The sequence below is a fragment of the Rhodopirellula sp. MGV genome, from assembly GCF_002251265.1.
Taxonomy (GTDB): Bacteria; Planctomycetota; Planctomycetia; order Pirellulales; family Pirellulaceae; genus Stieleria; species Stieleria baltica_A.
This window is the reverse complement of record NZ_NPDI01000042.1, coordinates 24,659-42,691: the sequence shown is the minus strand read 5'-3', so window position 1 is coordinate 42,691 and position 18,033 is coordinate 24,659. Positions and strand designations below refer to the sequence as shown.

At 56.1% G+C, this 18,033-nt stretch carries 13 protein-coding genes; 5 read left to right on the top strand and 8 right to left on the bottom strand.

Translation table 11 applies throughout. The features are described from left to right. Positions 1–24: 24 nt before the first annotated feature. Both CGZ80_RS14920 and CGZ80_RS14915 read left to right on the top strand, forming a co-directional pair. Positions 25–1,791 (top strand): family 43 glycosylhydrolase, encoded by a 1,767-nt coding sequence (locus tag CGZ80_RS14920; protein WP_158222704.1) that lies wholly within the window; start codon positions 25–27, stop codon positions 1,789–1,791. A 6-nt stretch (positions 1,792–1,797) separates the two neighbouring features. Then, positions 1,798–2,007 (top strand): DUF3565 domain-containing protein, encoded by a 210-nt coding sequence (locus tag CGZ80_RS14915; RefSeq protein ID WP_094415785.1) that lies wholly within the window; start codon positions 1,798–1,800, stop codon positions 2,005–2,007. Between the two features lie 58 nt (positions 2,008–2,065). Here CGZ80_RS14915 and CGZ80_RS14910 read toward each other — a convergent pair whose 3' ends face one another. Next, positions 2,066–2,674 (bottom strand): DUF3124 domain-containing protein, encoded by a 609-nt coding sequence (locus CGZ80_RS14910; RefSeq protein ID WP_094415783.1) that lies wholly within the window; start codon positions 2,672–2,674, stop codon positions 2,066–2,068. Between the two features lie 633 nt (positions 2,675–3,307). Here CGZ80_RS14910 and CGZ80_RS14905 point away from each other — a divergent pair. Both CGZ80_RS14905 and CGZ80_RS14900 read left to right on the top strand, forming a co-directional pair. Next, complete coding sequence (locus CGZ80_RS14905) at positions 3,308–5,251, top strand: DUF1592 domain-containing protein (RefSeq protein WP_158222703.1); 1,944 nt, start codon at positions 3,308–3,310, stop codon at positions 5,249–5,251. A gap of 4 nt (positions 5,252–5,255) precedes the next feature. Beyond that, on the top strand, positions 5,256–6,587 hold the full coding sequence (locus tag CGZ80_RS14900) for a DUF1552 domain-containing protein (protein WP_094415778.1): 1,332 nt from the start codon (positions 5,256–5,258) through the stop codon (positions 6,585–6,587). Between the two features lie 203 nt (positions 6,588–6,790). Here the strand turns inward: CGZ80_RS14900 and CGZ80_RS14895 are convergent, their stop codons facing one another. After that, on the bottom strand, positions 6,791–8,263 hold the full coding sequence (locus tag CGZ80_RS14895; protein ID WP_094415776.1) for a hypothetical protein: 1,473 nt from the start codon (positions 8,261–8,263) through the stop codon (positions 6,791–6,793). A gap of 121 nt (positions 8,264–8,384) precedes the next feature. On the opposite strand from CGZ80_RS14895, the gene CGZ80_RS14890 reads away from it, so the two are divergent. Next, positions 8,385–8,849: a hypothetical protein gene (locus CGZ80_RS14890; RefSeq protein ID WP_094415774.1), complete on the top strand. Its 465-nt coding sequence runs from the start codon at positions 8,385–8,387 to the stop codon at positions 8,847–8,849. Positions 8,850–8,856: 7 nt separating this feature from the next. Here CGZ80_RS14890 and CGZ80_RS14885 read toward each other — a convergent pair whose 3' ends face one another. From CGZ80_RS14885 to CGZ80_RS14860, 6 genes are all read right to left on the bottom strand, one after another. Next, complete coding sequence (locus CGZ80_RS14885) at positions 8,857–9,507, bottom strand: DUF4956 domain-containing protein (protein ID WP_094415771.1); 651 nt, start codon at positions 9,505–9,507, stop codon at positions 8,857–8,859. A gap of 79 nt (positions 9,508–9,586) precedes the next feature. Continuing rightward, the gene (locus CGZ80_RS14880) at positions 9,587–11,482 is read right to left on the bottom strand and encodes a CotH kinase family protein (RefSeq protein WP_094415769.1); all 1,896 of its coding nucleotides are present in this window, start codon (positions 11,480–11,482) and stop codon (positions 9,587–9,589) included. A 261-nt stretch (positions 11,483–11,743) separates the two neighbouring features. After that, positions 11,744–12,175, bottom strand: a complete 432-nt coding sequence (locus tag CGZ80_RS14875) for a hypothetical protein (RefSeq protein ID WP_143543942.1) — start codon at positions 12,173–12,175, stop codon at positions 11,744–11,746. A 7-nt stretch (positions 12,176–12,182) separates the two neighbouring features. Next, positions 12,183–12,881, bottom strand: coding sequence for a hypothetical protein (locus tag CGZ80_RS14870; RefSeq protein WP_094415765.1), 699 nt, complete (start codon positions 12,879–12,881; stop codon positions 12,183–12,185). Positions 12,882–13,052: 171 nt separating this feature from the next. Further along, entirely contained in the window at positions 13,053–16,154 is a 3,102-nt protein-coding gene (locus CGZ80_RS14865; protein ID WP_094415763.1) for an efflux RND transporter permease subunit, read from the bottom strand. Next, positions 16,151–17,620, bottom strand: a complete 1,470-nt coding sequence (locus tag CGZ80_RS14860; protein ID WP_094415761.1) for an efflux RND transporter periplasmic adaptor subunit — start codon at positions 17,618–17,620, stop codon at positions 16,151–16,153. Before CGZ80_RS14860 ends, CGZ80_RS14865 begins: the two co-directional genes overlap by 4 nt. Positions 17,621–18,033: the final 413 nt, after the last annotated feature.

Sequence of the window (18,033 nt, the reverse complement as noted above, 5' to 3'; positions counted from 1 at the left end):
TTTCGCCCCTTTGCACTGATAGAAATGAAATACACTCTCACCGCAGCGTCGTTGATTCGGCTATCGATCCTTCTAGTCGGCTTGCTGACATCGTCCGCCACCGTAGAAACCCTTAATGCTGCTGAGCCCGCCACTGACAAAGCTTCTCAGGCGGCCGCCGCAATGTCTCCACCAGGCAAACCGGGCAGCCAAACGCCGCAGCAATTCAGCCGTGATCAAACGGTCGCACAAAAGCTGGATTACTTGCTGTACCTGCCAAAAAACTACGAAGCGAACTCCGGCGAACGCTACCCACTCGTTCTGTTTTTGCACGGCGCGGGTGAACGAGGCAACAACCTTGACTTGGTCAAAAAACACGGCCCTCCGAAACTGGTCGAAGCCGGCCAACAGTTCCCGTTTGTTTTGGTGTCGCCGCAATGTCCCACAGACCAAACATGGGACCAGCCCACGCTGTCGGGATTGCTTGACGAGATCATTGCAACGCACTCGATCGATGTTGATCGCGTCTATTTGACAGGCCTCAGCATGGGTGGGTACGGAACGTGGGATTTGGGACTTGCCCAGCCTGAACGGTTTGCCGCAATCGCGCCGATTTGCGGTGGCGGCGAACTGCTGCAAGTCTTGCTGGTGCCTTCTGCAAAACGTGAGGTGCTGCAGCAATTGCCGGTTCGCGTTTTTCACGGCGGAAAAGACCCCGTGGTTCCCGTCGGTGAGTCCGAACGCATGGTCGAAGGCTTGAAGCGACTCGGAGCGAAAGACGTTGAGTTGACCGTCTACCCAGAAGCGTCGCACGATTCATGGACGCAGACTTACGATAACCCGGCATTCTTCGATTGGATGCTGAAACAAAACCGCTCCGGATCGAATGAACCATCGCTCTCGGGCAACCCGGTTTTCAAAGGCTGGTATGCTGACCCGGAAGGTATCGTCTTTGACGACACCTATTGGATTTTCCCAACCTACTCGGCCCCTTATAACGAACAGACGTTCTTCGATTGCTTTTCGTCAAAGGACTTGGTGACTTGGACCAAGCATGAACACATCCTTGACAACAAGGAAGTCAAATGGGCGTGGCGTGCGATGTGGGCCCCCTCGATCATTCGCAAAGACGGCAAGTACTTTTTCTTTTTCGGCGCGAACGACATTCAAAACAATGACGCCGTTGGCGGGATCGGTGTCGCTGTCGCCGACCAACCGTCTGGCCCGTACAAAGATTACCTTGGCAAGCCGCTGGTAGATAAGTTCCACAACGGAGCGCAGCCAATCGACCAGTTCGTATTCAAAGACGCTGATGGGACGCACTACCTGATCTATGGAGGCTGGCGTCACTGCAACATCGCGAGACTAAAAGACGACTTCACCGGTTTCGTACCATTCGAAGACGGATCCATTTTCAAAGAGATCACACCGGAAGGCTATGTCGAAGGACCGTTCATGTTTATCCGCGACGGCAAGTATTATTTCATGTGGTCCGAAGGCGGCTGGACGGGGCCCAACTACAGCGTCGCATACGGTGTCGCGGATTCACCGTTTGGCCCATTCAAACGGATCGCAAAAGTACTGAAGCAGGATCCTGAAATCGGTACCGGAGCAGGCCACCATTCGGTGATTCAAGTCCCCGGAACCGAAAAATATTACGCGGTCTACCACCGTCGTCCGATTGGTGAGACGGATGGCAATTCACGAGTTGTTTGCATCGACCCGATGGAATTTGACGAAAACGGCTTGATCAAGCCGATCAAAATCACGAACGAGGGCGTGGCAGCTCAAACGATTGATGCCAAAGAGTGACGATCGATGAAGCAAGCGATTCTCTCGTATCATCAGGATGAGGACGAACACTGGGTGGCGGAGCTGGCGTGTGGGCACAACCAACATGTTCGGCACCAGCCCCCCTGGATGAATCGTGAATGGGTGACGACTGCCGAAGGCCGCGAATCGATGCGCGGCTTTCGGCTCGATTGCAAAAAATGCGATGAGCACGCTCCGGCGGACCGCAGTCTCTAGCAGTCACGTCGTGCTAGGATACGAAATCTGAACCGCTGTTCTCCGTTCATGCAGCGTGTTAGCGGTGCAGATCTTGAACGTTCTCTGACAGAACGGTGGCCGGGACGACGAACGAGATTCCCTGTGCACCGCTGGTATCGACGTTTACGGTTTCAACAACCGGGCGTGTCACTTGCTCAGTCGACTGCCACTCGACAATAAAACTTGCACCGCTGCCGCCTGCTCGGTCGTTCTTTTCGATCACGAACTCGGTCGCTGCCAAGGGAGCAAGGCGGAGTGGTTTGTCGAGTAGTGCGCGGAGCTCTTTTCCGCCGGTGTCATAGTACCGGACGCTGCTGACAATGATCTCGTTCTTGAGATCGGTGTTGCGGACGTACAGCGTGACGGTCAGCAAATAGGGCTCGCCTTTCTGGTGATAGATATGTGAGTACGCGGGAACGTAGACGCGTTGGCCAGCGACAGGATCGATGGGAAGCGATTCCAGTTCCGATCGAGCAGGGTCACGAATTCCTGGTGATTGGAAAGGGACTGACTGTTCGAATGACCGGAATCGTAGTTCGATGAACACCACCAAAAGGACGGCGGGTATGACGAGTGTCAGGAAGACCAGCAGTTTCAACCGTCGGTAAAGTCCGTCTGGATTCCAATCAGCTTTTCTGTCGCCCATTTGAAAGCATCTCCGTCTCTGTCATGAAATCAAAGTCCCATCCCACTGCCGCTTCATAGATAGCAGTCCACCAAGTTTGAACCAAGACTCGATAGCGAATTCCCGGCAGGGACAGAGCACGCCGGCAGGGACAGAGCACGCCGGCAGGGACAGAGCACGCCGGCAGGGACAGAGCTCGCCGGCAGGGACAGAGACCGACGACGGGGACAGAGACCGACGACGGGGACAGAGACCGACGACGGGCGGGGAGTTGGGCAAGTCGTTTGTTTTTATCCGCCCGCCTCGTCTTTGGTCTATCAGTTTTGTTGGCGCGCGCACTGTTTTGCCTCCGCTCCCGGTGGCGATTTGACGACTAAACCACTGAGTTTGTTGCTCTGCGGACAGAGATTCTTGTTGCGTCGCCCTCGTCGGTGTTGTCAAATACCGCTGGCAAGCTGTGATGGATTTTGCAGGACTCGTCGCCTCGTCCACTGTGCTGGAGAGGGACTCGTCGCCTCGTCCACTGTGCTGGAGAGGGACTCGTCGCCTCGTCCACTACGGTGAGCTAGTGGTCTCCTGATGCAGGTTTGCTTCCCGCCTTTTTGTCGCCTTCGATTGGCGTCGTCCCGCCTGTTCCTATTGTTCGATTCATTCATGCACTTTGCATTCAAAGTCGCTGCCGCAATTGCTGTCCTCTTCTCGAGCGTGGTTTGCGGCAATGTCGTTTGTGCTGAAACGACGCTCTCGTTAGCTGACTTGGATCGCGATGGGGTCATCGCAATCCTGGAAGAGAAGTGCGGTGATTGTCACTTTGATGGCGAATCGTTCTCTGTCGACACTCTGCTGCCCGCCACATCGCTGACTGATGAATACGAGTTGTGGATGAATGTCCGCGCACGTTTGTCGGACCATTCGATGCCGCCTGCCGACGAAGTCGAGTTCGATCCCGAATCACGCTCCTGCCTGACCGACTGGATTCGCGACGCGACTCATGATGCGATCGTTGCTCAAGGCGAAAAAGCTGGACCGGCAAATTTCCGGCGACTCAACCGACACGAATACTCAAACACCATCCGCGATCTGCTTGAAATCCACGTCAACGCAGGAACCGCGTTGCCCCAAGACATCGCCGGTGGCGAGGGATTTAACAACGCCGCCGAAACTCTGATCATCTCGCCCATTCACGCAGAGAAGTTTCTACAAGCAGCAACCGAATCGCTCGAATACGCCGCCCGCGATGCTCGTGCACGCAAACGGCTGTTCCAAGTCACGCCCAGCGAATCCGTCAGCGAAGACGAAGCGGCGAGACAAAACCTACTTCGCCTTGCCAACCAAGCGTTCCGCCGACCAGTCGATGCAAACGAAATCGACGGTTACGTCACGATCTTTCGTGACGCTCGCGACGAAGGCTTGAAATTCGATGACGCATGCTTCTATGCGATGCGTGGCATCCTCGTCTCGGCGGACTTTTTGTTCCTGATCGAATCTCTCCCCAACGCGGATGTCGACGGCACAAATGATGTCGCGCTGCCAGACCATGAACTCGCGACACGATTGAGCTACTTTTTGTGGGCGACGATGCCTGACGAAGAACTTCGCAACGCGGCCGATGCTGGCAAGCTGCAGGATCCCGAGGAGCTTCGCCGTCAAACGCTTCGCATGCTGACCGACAAAGGCACTCACCTGGAAGATTCGCTCAGCCAATTCGTTGGACAATGGCTCGGCACCGAAGACTGGGGTCGTAAGAAACGCCCCGACCTGGCGGTCAATCCGTGGATCGAAGACCACCACGTCTCACCAATGCGTGACCAACCCGTACGCATCTTTGAAGAAATGTTGAGACAGAACGAAAGCCTGCTCGAACTGATCGATTCCGACTGGACGTTCCTGAATCAACAGCTCGCCGAAGCTTATCAGTTCGATCGGTCGACATTGCCGCAAAAGATCAACCGAAACTTCCACCATCACTTGATGCGTGTGCCGTTAACGGATGAGTTTCGTTATCGCAGCGGAATCTTGGGCTGCGGCGCCGTCATGGGTCTGACGTCTTATCCGCGTCGCACCAGTCCCGTCCTGCGTGGTACTTGGTTGCTAGAAACGTTCCTGGGCGTCGAACTGCCTCCGCCGCCACCGGAAGTTCCTTCCCTCGAAGATTCTGGCGATCCAAACCGCGAAATGACGGTCCGCGAACAACTTGAAATCCACCGTGCAAACGCTGCTTGTGCGAGTTGCCACAACCGGATCGATCCGATCGGTTTTGCACTCGAAAACTTTGACGTCATCGGCCGTTGGCGTGATCAAGATGCCGGCCAAGACATTGATGCCGTCGCGACATTGCCAGACGGGGCATCGATCGACGGGCTGCCGGGATTAAAACGCTACTTGTTGGACAACAAAGAACAGTTCGTCCGCCATCTAACCACCAAAATGCTTGGCTACGCACTTGCACGTGAATTGCGTCCGTCTGATTTAAGCACCGTCGAATCGATCACCGAACGCGTGATCGAAAGCGACTTCAAATCACAAGAATTGATTCTGGGAATCGTGACCAGCAAGCCGTTCCTCTACAAACGTCTCACCGAAACCGCACCGGAGTAAGCCCATGAAATCACTTAGCCGCCGAACAATGCTCCGTGGCACCGGTGTTGCCTTGGCTCTGCCGTTTCTCGAAGCGATGCGTCCGTCTGCACGAGCCATGGGTGCCGCAACGAACGAATGCCCGACCCGATTTGCCGCCTTGTTTTTTCCAAACGGCGTTCGCGAAGACCGCTGGACACCAACCGAAACCGGTTTCGACTGGACGCCACCGTCACAGCTCGAACCGATCCGCGATGCCAAAAACGACGTCTCTGTGATCTCGGGACTCTGGCACCAAGCGGCCGATACCGGTGGCGGTCACTACGTCAAAGATGCCGGTTGGTTGACCGGAACCACGATCACGAAAACCACCGGCGTCGACTTGAACAGCAACGGCGTGTCGATGGATCAAATCGCCGCACAACGTTTAGGAAACCTCACCCCGTTGCCGTCACTCGAACTTGGCAACGAACAAGTCCGCTCGGGCGTTGACGGTGTCACCGGTTACACGCGCGTCTACGGTGCGCACATTGCCTGGCGACAGCCAACACAGCCACTGGCCAAAGAAATCAATCCGCGATTGGTGTTTGACCGGATGACGTTGATCGCGAGCGGGAAACAATCGGGGCGTTCGAATCGTCCGATTTTGGACATGGTTCGCGAAGACGCATCACGACTTCGCGGCCGACTTGGTCAACACGATCGTCAACGACTGGAACAGTACCTTGATTCGGTCAAGTCACTTGAGGATCGCCTGGAAGCGATGGAAGGCAACTCGGGCCGTCGCTGGGGATCACGCGTCGATTTTTCGACTCGTCCCGCCCCTGCGGATAATCCGGAAGCCCACGCCGAACGCACACGTCTGATGCTGGACATGATCGCGTTGGCATTCGAAGCCGATATCACCCGCGTCGCGACCTATATGTTTGGCAACTCGGTCAGCGAAGTTAACTTTTCCTTTCTCGACGACGTCGAAGGTTCTCACCACGAACTCTCGCACCACGGCAACAAAACAGAAAAGCTCGATCAATACGAACGTATCACGACGTGGCATGTCGCACAGTTCGCTTACCTGATCGAGAAACTCCGTTCGATCCCGGAAGGCGATTCGAACGTGTTGGCCAATTCGGCGATTCTGTTCGGTTCAGGCTTCCGCGATGGCAACGCTCACAACCCGCACGACTTGCCTGTCTTGCTGGCCGGCCAGGGTGGCGGTGCACTCCGATCGGGTCAGCACATCGCGTGCACCAAAGACAACCCGATGTCGAATTTGCTGCTGTCGATGTTGCACGTACTGGGAGTCAATGAATCGAGCTTCGCAGATTCGACGGGTGTGATCGACTCGTTGTTTGTCTAGAAATCTACGCCATCGCTGATCACCAGCCGATGGCATTCGATCCAGGTTGGCGGCTCGCATTTATCGGCCAACTTACTGATCACCGAATCGGGAACCGGATCATGGCGAGCACGGTTCTGTTGCCGAATGGTTTGAAGCGGTGGCTCCAGGTAAACAACTTCGATTTCGAATCAGACACAACCGATCGGATCAGGTTCGCTCCCCTATGGCTGGAAACTGGCAATGCCACGACGGCGGCGAGCGTCCGAGACTGCCCCTGACGTGACGCCCCACTTTCGCGCCAGTTCCTGATCACTGACAGTGCCCAAAAGTTTGATGACTTTCGGATCTTGCCAATCGATTTTGTGAGGGCGACGCTTTGCCGGTATCCCCAAACTGCATCGTTTCGCGGCGACAAATTGAACTGAAACGCCAAGCTTGATCGCCAAGTCACTGTCGGCGATCTTTCCAAGTTGTGCGATTGCTTTTTGTGTCCACTTGAAGGCAGCCGAGGTTCGAAACGGCTTGATCCCCGCGGCGTTTCGCTCGTTGCGGATGAAGGTTGCCGAAAAGCCAAATTCACGCGCCAATTCCGTATCGGGTTTCGTTCCCAGCTGTTCGCGGCACACATCTGGCAGCACCGCTTGAGTACGCTCACACGCGGGCACTTGCAACGCCTCCCGTTTTTGACGGACCTCACGCGGACTGATCTTCCAACGTCTTCCAAGCACCGCATCAGGTTCCGCCCCAAGCTCTTCCACGCGTTTCTTTGTCCAACGAAAGTCATCGCGTGTTCCATACGGTTGGGTCCCAAGCTGCTTGCGACGATAGCCGACCATCTGCTTGGTGATGTTCAGCCGCGATGCGACTTTGCCATCCGACATCGTTCCCAGCAAGGCATCGTCTTTGGGTGACCACGTGTAGGCGGCCTTGCGTTCAACCTCCGCCAATTCGATTCCGTTGAGCGCGCGGTAAATTCGAATTTTTGCACGTGCGACGCCATAAGTTCGCGATAACTCGGCATCGGTGACGATTCCAATTTGATTGATCACGTCGAGCGGCAACTCGGGCTCCGGATCCATTTCGGATTTCCCGTAAGGCAGAATGCCCTGTTGTATTCGTTTGATTTTGACCGCCATGTGGGTCGTGTCATAGTCGCGTGCAAAGGTTCCGTCAGGAACGGTCCCCAGCCTGCGTAACATCGCCTTGGTCCATTCGATTTCGCCGCCACGACGAAACGGCGCGATACCAAGCTGATTGCGACGACGTGTCACTGCGGTCGGCAAGATTCCCCATTCGTCGGCGAGCTCAGTGTCAAACGTGCTGCCCAAACGGGCCTCTTGTTGCGACGTCCAAAGATGACTTTCCGAGCGTTCGACCACCGTCGCTGGCGGTTGTGGCGGCACGTAGGCTGGAATCCCACGATCAGCGCGAGCTTTGCGAATCCAATAAGGACTCACGCCGAACTGTTCGGCGAGCTTGTTGTCCGAATCGCATCCCAATTGCTTCAATTGCTGCTTCGTCCATTTCGGTTCGATGGCTCTTTCGACGACGATCCCAAGCTTCATCCGTCGTTTCCGAACGGCGGTTCGTGTCACGTTCCATTGCATTGCCGCTTCATGATCGGTCAGCGCGTTGAGCGATGCATCCATCGCTTTGGTCCACGTGACTTGTGTGTAAGTCCGATTGCGTGACATAGATTGCTGGCCAATAAGAAAGTGGATGGCTGCAAAAATGCAGCCGCCTTTATTGTGAAGCATACCAAAGTGACGAACGAACAATTCCGATGCCGATCTCAACCACCGATTGCGCTGTGTTATGATTGCCGCCTACAGCGAGCAGACAATTGTTGGGAAGAAAGGATACATGGATCACGAACCGACATCACGCGAATTTGATTCCCGCCGCCGTTGGGGAAGCGATGCCCTCGGTGTGCTCTATATCGCCGTTTCAATCTTGGCGATGGTTTCGTTTCGCGATCCAAACCCAATCGTCCAGACGGTAACGAAAGGCGTGGGAACGGTGCTGCTGATCGCGGGTATCGGCCTGATCGCGCGAGTCAACATCATTCGCAAGTTTCTGGTTGGGATGTTGTACCTTTCAATCGGTGTGAGCGGATTGCTGATCATTGTTTACCTGTGCCAGCTTGCGGGCCTGATCGGCGAGCTCGAAGCACTGCCAGCAAAACGCTCCCTCCTGCGGAGCATTTCGCGAATGACAATCGCTTGGTACACGTTGTCGTATCTGACGCGTTCGGATGTTGTTGAGGAATACGAAGCGTAGTTGCCGTTCAGCACCACACGCACAGGGTCGCTTTGTTCTGTGACAAATCGATACTTTTGACTTGGACTTTGCTGACACACAAGCCAGTGCGATGCTGCAAATCTTCGATCAAGGTTTGACGTTCAGATTCGCCCAGCAATTCGACCTTGTCGTATTCGATCGTGTACTTACTTGGCTTTGCATCGCCGGCACCGTTGCTTTTCTTGGTCGGCTTTACAGGTTCCTGTTCTTGCGGTGGAACACGGCCGACGATCCATTCTTTCAACATCGTTGCCGCAAAGATCAGGGAATTGACCAACGCGATCTCGGCGTAGCTCGTTTTCTTGTTCGAAAGCGAGTTGATCACGGAGATCCCAATCACGATGAACAAGTACGTCATTTCCTTGGTTCCGATCGCATCGGTTCGGTAACGAAGGACACCGAAGATAGCGAACAAGCCCAGCGCCATCCCGATATCGATTTCTAATTTCTTGAGCGTGAAGCAGATAAAGAACACCGTGATATTCAGCATCACGGCGGTAAAAGCAAAACTGCGTTCACGCTGGTTTGGATAAATCGCGAACGCGACAACCAATGTCAAAAAGACGAGATCGATCGCAAACCGCACCAGCAGTTTGATGATGTCATCGTCGTACAACGGGATCTCTAGAAATTCCATGGTCAGTCCGCAAAGGATGCTTGCCGAGCATCCTGATTTTGATTTGAACGTGCAATAAAACGATCGGATTCGACGTGGGCTACTGCTTCGCAGCTTTCAGCAAGTAAGCCCTGCGAGCATCCGCGAACGCTTTTAAGTTCATTGCACCATGACCGCCACGATGTTCCGTCTCAACCGTTGTCGTTGGCCCGCTTTGCGTCGCGGCAACGAAGGCTTCGTACGTTCCCAATTTGCGTGTTTCCGTTTTCACCGCATCATCGATGAGCCGGACGCATTGACCAACGAACGGTCCAAGCTGATTCCAATCCAACGATTCCTTGGCGAGCGTTTCGACGTTCTTCAAATATTGTGCGCGGTACTTTGGCACCGCCAACACTTTGCTTCGCAGCGGTTTGCGTGGATCGTCCAAACCGATCAGCGGGTCGAGTTCAACGGGTGACGAACGTTTTTCGGTCGATTGCGACGGATCACGCTGTGACTCGTCTGGAGAAGGTCCACCGAAGCCTGGACGGCCAAAACCGGGGCCGCCGGGACCTCGACCTCCAAATCCGGGCCCTCCAAAACCTGGCCCACCGGCGCCGCGAAAGGCTTCGTTCATGTCGTGGGGGATGAAGTGAAATTTGTCGTCGTTGTCCAAGAAGATGCTGTAGTCGCTGGCTCGAATCCAGTAACCGTCGGTGTTGATCAGCGCGTTGTCGATCGCCAAGAACCACAGCAATCCGTCAACATCACAAATCGGTTCAAGCTTTGCAGGCAGTTGCTCGGTTGGCGTTTCATCAAGGACGCGGCAGAGCTCGATCAGTTTTGCGAGCGACTTTTTGCCGCCCGATTTTTGCTCATAGGGAGCTTGATAGTTGTCCGGATTTTCGCCGCGATAGTCCAGCCCGCCACCGCCACCTGGAGAACCGCTGACTTTCCAGCGAGCCCCTTTGTCGCTCGCATAGTTCTCGCGCAAGAAGTCTTTGTTGAACTGTTGGACGTTGGTGTAAACGCCCCAGTTCTCGCCATTGACGACGACGCGAACGAAGTTGGCTTTGGGGGCTGGGAGATGTTGGCGTGCGATGTGTGAATACAGCACGGTGCTGAGCATGGAATCGTCACTTGCGCCATTGAGCAAATTCAGCGTTTTGTATCCCATCAGCCGTTGGTCTTCGTCCACCAGATCGACGGACAGGTTGAACGAGCGTTTGTAACCGGCAGGGACCATTCCGTAGGACGACATCCCGCGAAAGTGAATGCCGACACCCGGGTACGCCTTGCCATCCACTGTCACCGTTGCGGGCACATCGACATCGGTGCCATGAAAGTCTTCGAGTTCCGATTCCCAGTCTTCGTTTTCGAACTCGATGAAGACTGTGCGGAAAACGCTCGGGTCATACAGCTCACCAGACTGAGCCTTCACGCTGTCTTTCTCGACATGAATCCCCGGTTTGGCTTCGGGGCGATTTCCGAACGGTCCACCGGGGCCGCGCCCGCGTGGACCGCCAGGGCCTCTGTCGTTCGGGCCCCGGCCGGCTCCCCGATCCCCAAAACCACGTTCAGCGTCTGTGCCGGGTCCTCCAGGTCGTTCGCCGCCGCGCCGATCACCACCAGGTTCGCCGCCGTTCGGCTGACTCTCACCTCCTGGCGGTGGAGCGTCAAAGCCTTGTGGTGGCCCGAATCCTGGCGGCGGTCCGAATCCTGGCGGCGGTCCAAAGCCTTGTGGAGGACCGAAACCCTGTGGAGGGCCGAATCCTGGTCCCGGAAAGCCGCCACGTCCTCCGGGCGGCCCACCAAAACCACGACGCTGTGGCGGATTCTCTTTCAGCCATTGGCGTGCTTCCTGACGTTCGGCTTGGTTGAGCCAGCCATTTTTGTCGGTGTCAAACTGGTCCAGAATCTCACGCTCTTGCCCACCCATTCCGGGCGGCTGTGCCATCGCGATCGAGCAGCCACTGACGAACGACAAGACGATAAAACAAGAACGAAGACGCATGGGCTGGATCTCATCCGCGGTGACTGAAAAGGGACGCTAAGTCACCAGTCGCGACGCGAATCGCAAACCGCCGTTCTAATTTCACACTTTCTTAACATCGCCGAGTTGCCATGACACGGCATTTCCAAACCGTCGCCGTGACCAACGGTCTGCTAACTCTTAGATTTGTTCTCTCCCAATCTCGCCTTTCGATTCACAAACGCAGCGGCAGAGAACGCTACTTTCGCGGAGCGACAGGCGACTCTCGAAATCAACAGCCTGCTACGTTTCTGTCTCGGCAAGAAGGATTCGCATCCGCTTTGCCAACCGCGTGCGATTCGATTTTTCTAGCCACGTGCCATGCGCGTACGTCGCGAACCATTGGTAGGGATGATCTTCGATGGAGTCCCCTTCGAGCAGTCGCAGCAGCATTTCGAAGTGCCCCCGATTGAACGCCCAAAGCTCGACGTCGCCCGCGGTGACGCGATAGAAAGACTCTGGCAAGTCCGCATACGCGACCTCGGTCATCCGCAGGGAACAGGACCGACAAGCGATCGCCCAGTCATCGGTCTGCCACGTGCCGCTCATGTCACCAATCACATCCCCCATCTCCGCCTCGCTCGGTTTATGAGCCGAAGCCAACGCACCACATCGCGGGCAGACCAAGTCCAAAACCCGCGGCCGCGCTCGATGACCATACCGTACGTGCGACATAAAGGTGTCAGGTACCTTTTTGGAGATTTAGGTAATTTTGTGACGTGGGCCCGTGTTTACTTGTCGGCGGAACGTTTTCAACGCGAACGACCGCGCCAAAGACTGCTCCGCCAACTAGCCCTACGACGACAGGCACCGCAAACACTTGCAGCACCATTGGATGTCTTGAGGTGATGACCGGTGCCTGACGCCGAAGCGTCGCATCGTAGTGTTCTTCGACTGAAGTTGCCGAGACCCAAGACTTGGGAGCGAACGGACTGTACACAATCGAAAACCAAAACATGATGAAGGTGACCCCAAGAGCGACGCCCAACAACCCACCAAAGAAACCGCCCCATGCCGCCGAAACAACCAGCCCACCACGTCGGCCTGATTCAGCCGTTTCTAAATTCGTCGTTTCTGAATTGGCTGTGTCTGAATACGCTGCCGGATGCTCAGAATCAGGCGATGAATCGGCAACTATGCCTGCTCTCTTGGAATGGCTCGCTTGCCATTTCATAAAACTTCCGGAAAGCGAAACCAAAACGCCAAAGATCCAGCCGATCTGATGCCAAGGAAGTGGCTGGGAAACCGACTCCTTGTCCACACCCGTAATTTGAAGTGCGGTCGCGACTACACCGAACACGCAGGCAAACGCGATCCCGCCCGCTGCCGCGGTCAGCAAGATCCCATAGCCGATCAATACGCGTTTCCAAATCACAATCACCTCACAGCCAAGTCAAACGTGAATTTTGCCGATCGCACCGTCCGCACCCAAACATGTCGGTCACCAGGATAACGCAACTGGCATCCTCCCACCGACAAAGCGGCTCAAGACAGCGTTGGACGTGTCGAAAAATCTGCCGCAAAGCCGAAGTTTTCCGGCAATGCCTTTGGTTCAGTGAGCTGTCGCCCCTTCCGCCTTTGCTGCGAGCCCAAAGTCGGCCAACAAGACGTACATCGCCGGAATCACTAGCAGCACCAATGTCGTCGAAGCAAACAGCCCGAAGCAGATACTGATCGCGATCGGGATCAACACTTGAGCCTGCAAGTCGGTTTCGAACATCAACGGAAGCAATCCCGCGATTGTCGTTAGCGATGTGATCATCACGGCGCGAAAGCGTTTGCGACTGGCATCGACTGCGGCTTCCATCACCGGCGTTCCGCGAGCCCCGCAGTCTTTCAGGAACAACATCAACAAGATCGAATCGTTGACGACGATTCCCGCCAGCGACGCATACCCCATCACACTCGGCAAGCTAAGGTCCTGCCGGAACAGCAAGTGCCCCCAGACCACGCCGACAAACGCGAACGGAATCGCCACCATCACGATCGCCGGCTCGATGTAGCTGCGGAATTGGAACGACAAGATCACATAGATTCCCAAGCAACCGATCAGTCCGGCGATCCCCATCGACGTCCCAGTCTCTTCGCCGCTTTCGGCCGCACCCTTAAAACCATATTGCAATCCGGGATGTTGCTCGACGAGCCGCGACAATGTCTCGCGACGAAGTTGCTGTAACACCGCCATCCCGTTTGATCGTGTCGCGTCGACCGAAGCATAAACGCCGACGGTGCGTTTGCCGTCGATATGAACGATGCTGGACCAACCGCGTCGCCGCGTCACGTTGGCGACTTCGGACAGCGGAACACGATGCCCGCTCGGCAAAGTCACCAAGTAGTCGTCCAGGTCAGACAAGCTGCTCCGTGACGCGTCATCGAATCGCACTTCGATGTCATACTTCTCTTTGCCGACCTGAATCTGGTCGCTACGCAGTCCTTGAAACGAGCCACGCAGTTGCTGTGCCAGTTCACGCGTCGTCAAATTCAAGCCGACCGCTCCTGATCGCAACGTGATTAGCAACTCCGCTTCGCCGCGACGCAAGTCATCCGAGATACTGTAGACACCATCGAAAGTCAGCAGCTCGTTCTGCAGCTCAGCCGAAATCTCGTCAAGTGTCTCCATTTCAAGCCCGGAGAGTTCGATATGGATGTCACGGCCGGCGGGACCAATCGCCGCTTCATCGATGGTGATTTCGGCGGCGTCGGGTATCAAGCCGATCTTTTCACGCCAAATACGAATCACGTCATCCATCCGCGCGGTGCGGGTTTCGACGGACAGCAAGTCGACTTGCACGGTCGCCGCGTGCGTCCCGGACTCGTTGGCATCGCTATTCTCGCCGAAGCGAACGAAGCTCGTTTTAATCAACGCTTGGCCGTCAGGCTGTTGCGGCGTCAACTCCTCGTTCGTTTCCTGCAACGCCTTTTCAAATTGCGCGATCACTTCGCTTGTCCGTTCCAGCGGCGTCCCCGGCGGCATCAACAACCGCGCGACGATCGTGTCTCCTTCCAATGCAGGAAAGACCTGCCCACGGACAAACCCGCCAGCCATCAAACCGATCGTCAACAGAAACGCCATCACGGTCAGCCCCAGCGTCAAGTAACGCCAGCGAACCGTCCATCCGACACAGGCCCCCACGGCATCGCGAGCCGCATCGATCAAGCCTTCGACGAACGCACGAAAACGGTTGCGTTGTTGCTGACTTTTATCGTGAGCCAACGAATGGCCGAGGTGCGAAGGAAGAATCAAAAACGCTTCGACCAAGCTTGTCGCCAAGACCAACAACAACATCATCGGCAGCACGCTGAGCATCCGCCCGATCTGACCATTTAAGAACACCAGCGGTCCGAGCACGCAGCACGTCGTCAAGAATGACGAGAACACACCGCCGGCGACTTCGGCAACGCCGTTGACAGCGGCTGCCATCGCCGGCTCGCCCTCGTCGCGACGGCGGGCAATGTTTTCCGCGATCACAATGCCGTCATCCATCAACAACCCGAGCGCCATCAGCAGCCCAACCATCGTCAACATGTTGATCGTCAAACCGGTGTGCGGCACGATCGCAAAGGCCGCCAAAAACGATACCGGTAAACTGGCAACCACCCAAAACGATAGCCGCACGTTAAAGAACAGCCACATGGCCAAGAACACCAACACGCAGCCTTGCCAAGCATTGTTGAGCAGCAAATTGATCCGGTCGCGAACCAACTTCGACGTGTTGTTGGTGATTTGCAGACTCATTTGCGGATTCAGCGCCCGCTCGGTAACAAGCAACTCGTTGACAGCCTCGGCAACTTGTAGCGTATCTTGTGCCTTGGCCTTCATCACTTGCAAGATCGCCCCACGCTGGCCAGCGATCGTGACCTTTTGCTCCTCCAATTCGAACTCGTCTTTCACCGTCGCGACATCACCAAGTTTGATCTCGGCACCACCGGCGACGCCACTGATCACCAGATCTTCGAGTGCACGCTGCGACTTGCGGCTTTCTTGCACGCGGACCAGTACCGATTGTTCCCCATCGATTTTTCCGGCTGGCAAATCCAAGCTTTGCGACGCGATCGCGTTCGAAACAATCGTCGGACTCAGGTCGTAGCGCAGCATCGCTTCCCGGTCGAGCTCGACACGCAGCAGGTGATCGGAAAACCCCGCAATTGTGACTTCGGAAACCCTTGGCGAGGCAAGCAGCTTGTCCTTCAGGTCATTGCAGTAGCGTTTCAGATTCACGGCATCCAGCGGACCACTGACCAATAGATCCAGCACCGGTTGGCGTGTATTCAATCGCGTGACGACGGCCGCTTCCGCGTCATCGGGGAAATCCGTGATCCCTGAAATCGAGTTATCGATCTCGTTGCGAAACGCCTGATAATCGCCGCCGTCGTTCATCTCCAATTGGACAGTCGCCGTCGAAGGCTGAGCCCGCGCCGTCATCTTTTTCAAGTACTGCACGCCTTCCAACGCGCTCTCCAGGCGATGCACGATCGTTTCCTCGACCTCTTCCGCCGTCGCGCCAGGAAACGGCACCATCACTTGCACGACGACGGGCGCGGCGTCCGGAAACGTTTCGCGGCGAAGTCCACGGATACTGAGCAGCCCTGCGGCCAGCATGATCAGCATCAACAAGTTTGCCGCGGTCGGATGTTTTGCGAAAAACGAAATCATGATCGCCGCCCCTCCATCATCCCTTCTGAATCTTCGCCAACAGCTGTGGCTGAAACCGACTCGTGGTCCGCGGGAGCAGCTTCCTCCACCGGCTGAACGAGCAGGCCTTCGATGGCTGGCGCGGGTGCGATCACCGCGACCAGTTCGCCTTCGTTCAATCCGTCAACAATCGTCGCCTCATTACCGTATTTAAAACCGGCAACGACATCGCGAGCTCGTAGCCGATTGTCGCTGTCGACGACATACACGGTCTGGCCATCCATCGCCGATCGAGGCACCGTGATCAGGCCCTGACGTGGCTGCGCTTGCAGCGTGACTTCACAAAACGCACCGGGCCGCAATGCGGTCGCCCAGCCAAACGGGCTGCGGGTCGCAGCCGGCATCGAAGACTCACCGTTTTCGCACCACTTCGCGGGCAGTTCGTGAGTGGACGATTGGTTTGATCGATTCAGCACTTGGACAACGACACCCAGCGTTCGCGATTGCTGGTCGACCGATTCAGAAATCCGGACCGGCCGGCCGATCCATTCCCGTTTGTAGTCGCCACTTCGCACGACCACACGAGCGGTGAAGGGCAGCGTGTCGGTTTCAGAGGCTTGAACGGAATCATCGACTCCGCCGCGAGAAAGACTCGGCAACAGTTTGCCAAGCTGCTCCAGCGAATACTGCGCGGTGACTTCGATCCGTTGATCATCGAACAGTTCGAAGAGCGATTGGTTCACGCCGATGAACTGGCCGACTTCTAAATCGACACCAGAAAGCATCCCATCGAACGGTGCAACGATTCGGGTACGTTCGATGTCGCGTTCAGCCTCACGGACCTGAGCTTGCGCCAACGCGATCGCGGCTTGAGCGGCTCCCATCTGCGACGGGTAAAGCGAAATCGCGGTTTGCAGGTTGTGCAACGTTTGCTCCTGAACCAATCGGCCAGACGTCAACTGATCGACTTCGCTCAAGCTGGTCGCGTTACGCCGCTGCAGTTCTAACGCTCGCTGTTCTTCGCGAGACGCGAGTTCCAGTTGCTTGCGTGCGAACGGCAGCAATCGCAAGTCGGATTCATACTCCGCCTGCAGCTCTTGCAACTGCGCCCGCGCGGACGCCAAGTCAGCTTGCCGCTGGACCAACAGCAGCTGCGTGTCCGTGTCGTCGATCCGGATCAGCAACTCGTTCGCGGCGACGGTATTCCCCGATTCAAGCTGGGGATGGATTTCGACAATCCGGCCTTGGACTTCGGAGACCGCGTTCCAGCGCCGGGCCGCGGTGGCGGTTCCATAGCCAGAGACGACCGGCACGACGGCTTGTCGGCGGACACGGATCACAGGCAATGATTTCGACTGCTCGGCGGGTTCGCTACGCGGCAATTCCTTTCGAAACTGAGCGAACACGACGACGCCAACCACGCCGAGGACAATCGGCGGCAGCAGCAGCCATTTCCGAGATTTCAAGACGCGGAGGAAGAATGCCATCTTGCGTTTCAACCCTAACGATGGAGTTCCACGGGGACCTAAAGTCGCCGCCTACGCTCGCGTTTGGCGAGCCATCCGGGACGGCGATCGACGTCGTGCGGGGGTAGCGAACACTCCGGAAATTCGCCAATTCGGCGTAACCCCATCGCGACACCCTGCCACATCAACGGGCCGAGAGTAAGCAACCACCGGCCCGAAGTCAAATTCAAATTTGAATTTCATTTATCGGTAAGGCGGACACCGCGAATTGACGGATTCTGCCCCGCCGGGCTGGCGACAACGCAACTTTCGCGACCTCCGTCGCCGATGAAAAGAGACTGTCGCTGGTTTCAACTCCCCAGCTTCCCAGCGACGGTTTGAATAAAGTACGCTTCTTGGGCCGCTACGCGATCTGCGATCGCCGCCAGTCACTG

What these genes read in the sequence shown, in the direction of transcription:
- CGZ80_RS14920 (WP_158222704.1), top strand. Translation starts at nt 25, where the DNA reads ATGAAATACACTCTCACCGCAGCGTCGTTGATTCGGCTATCGATCCTT.
- CGZ80_RS14915 (WP_094415785.1), top strand. Translation starts at nt 1,798, where the DNA reads ATGAAGCAAGCGATTCTCTCGTATCATCAGGATGAGGACGAACACTGG.
- CGZ80_RS14910 (WP_094415783.1), bottom strand. Translation starts at nt 2,674, where the DNA reads ATGGGCGACAGAAAAGCTGATTGGAATCCAGACGGACTTTACCGACGG.
- CGZ80_RS14905 (WP_158222703.1), top strand. Translation starts at nt 3,308, where the DNA reads ATGCACTTTGCATTCAAAGTCGCTGCCGCAATTGCTGTCCTCTTCTCG.
- CGZ80_RS14900 (WP_094415778.1), top strand. Translation starts at nt 5,256, where the DNA reads ATGAAATCACTTAGCCGCCGAACAATGCTCCGTGGCACCGGTGTTGCC.
- CGZ80_RS14895 (WP_094415776.1), bottom strand. Translation starts at nt 8,263, where the DNA reads ATGTCACGCAATCGGACTTACACACAAGTCACGTGGACCAAAGCGATG.
- CGZ80_RS14890 (WP_094415774.1), top strand. Translation starts at nt 8,385, where the DNA reads ATGATTGCCGCCTACAGCGAGCAGACAATTGTTGGGAAGAAAGGATAC.
- CGZ80_RS14885 (WP_094415771.1), bottom strand. Translation starts at nt 9,507, where the DNA reads ATGGAATTTCTAGAGATCCCGTTGTACGACGATGACATCATCAAACTG.
- CGZ80_RS14880 (WP_094415769.1), bottom strand. Translation starts at nt 11,482, where the DNA reads ATGCGTCTTCGTTCTTGTTTTATCGTCTTGTCGTTCGTCAGTGGCTGC.
- CGZ80_RS14875 (WP_143543942.1), bottom strand. Translation starts at nt 12,175, where the DNA reads ATGTCGCACGTACGGTATGGTCATCGAGCGCGGCCGCGGGTTTTGGAC.
- CGZ80_RS14865 (WP_094415763.1), bottom strand. Translation starts at nt 16,154, where the DNA reads ATGATTTCGTTTTTCGCAAAACATCCGACCGCGGCAAACTTGTTGATG.
- CGZ80_RS14860 (WP_094415761.1), bottom strand. Translation starts at nt 17,620, where the DNA reads ATGGCATTCTTCCTCCGCGTCTTGAAATCTCGGAAATGGCTGCTGCTG.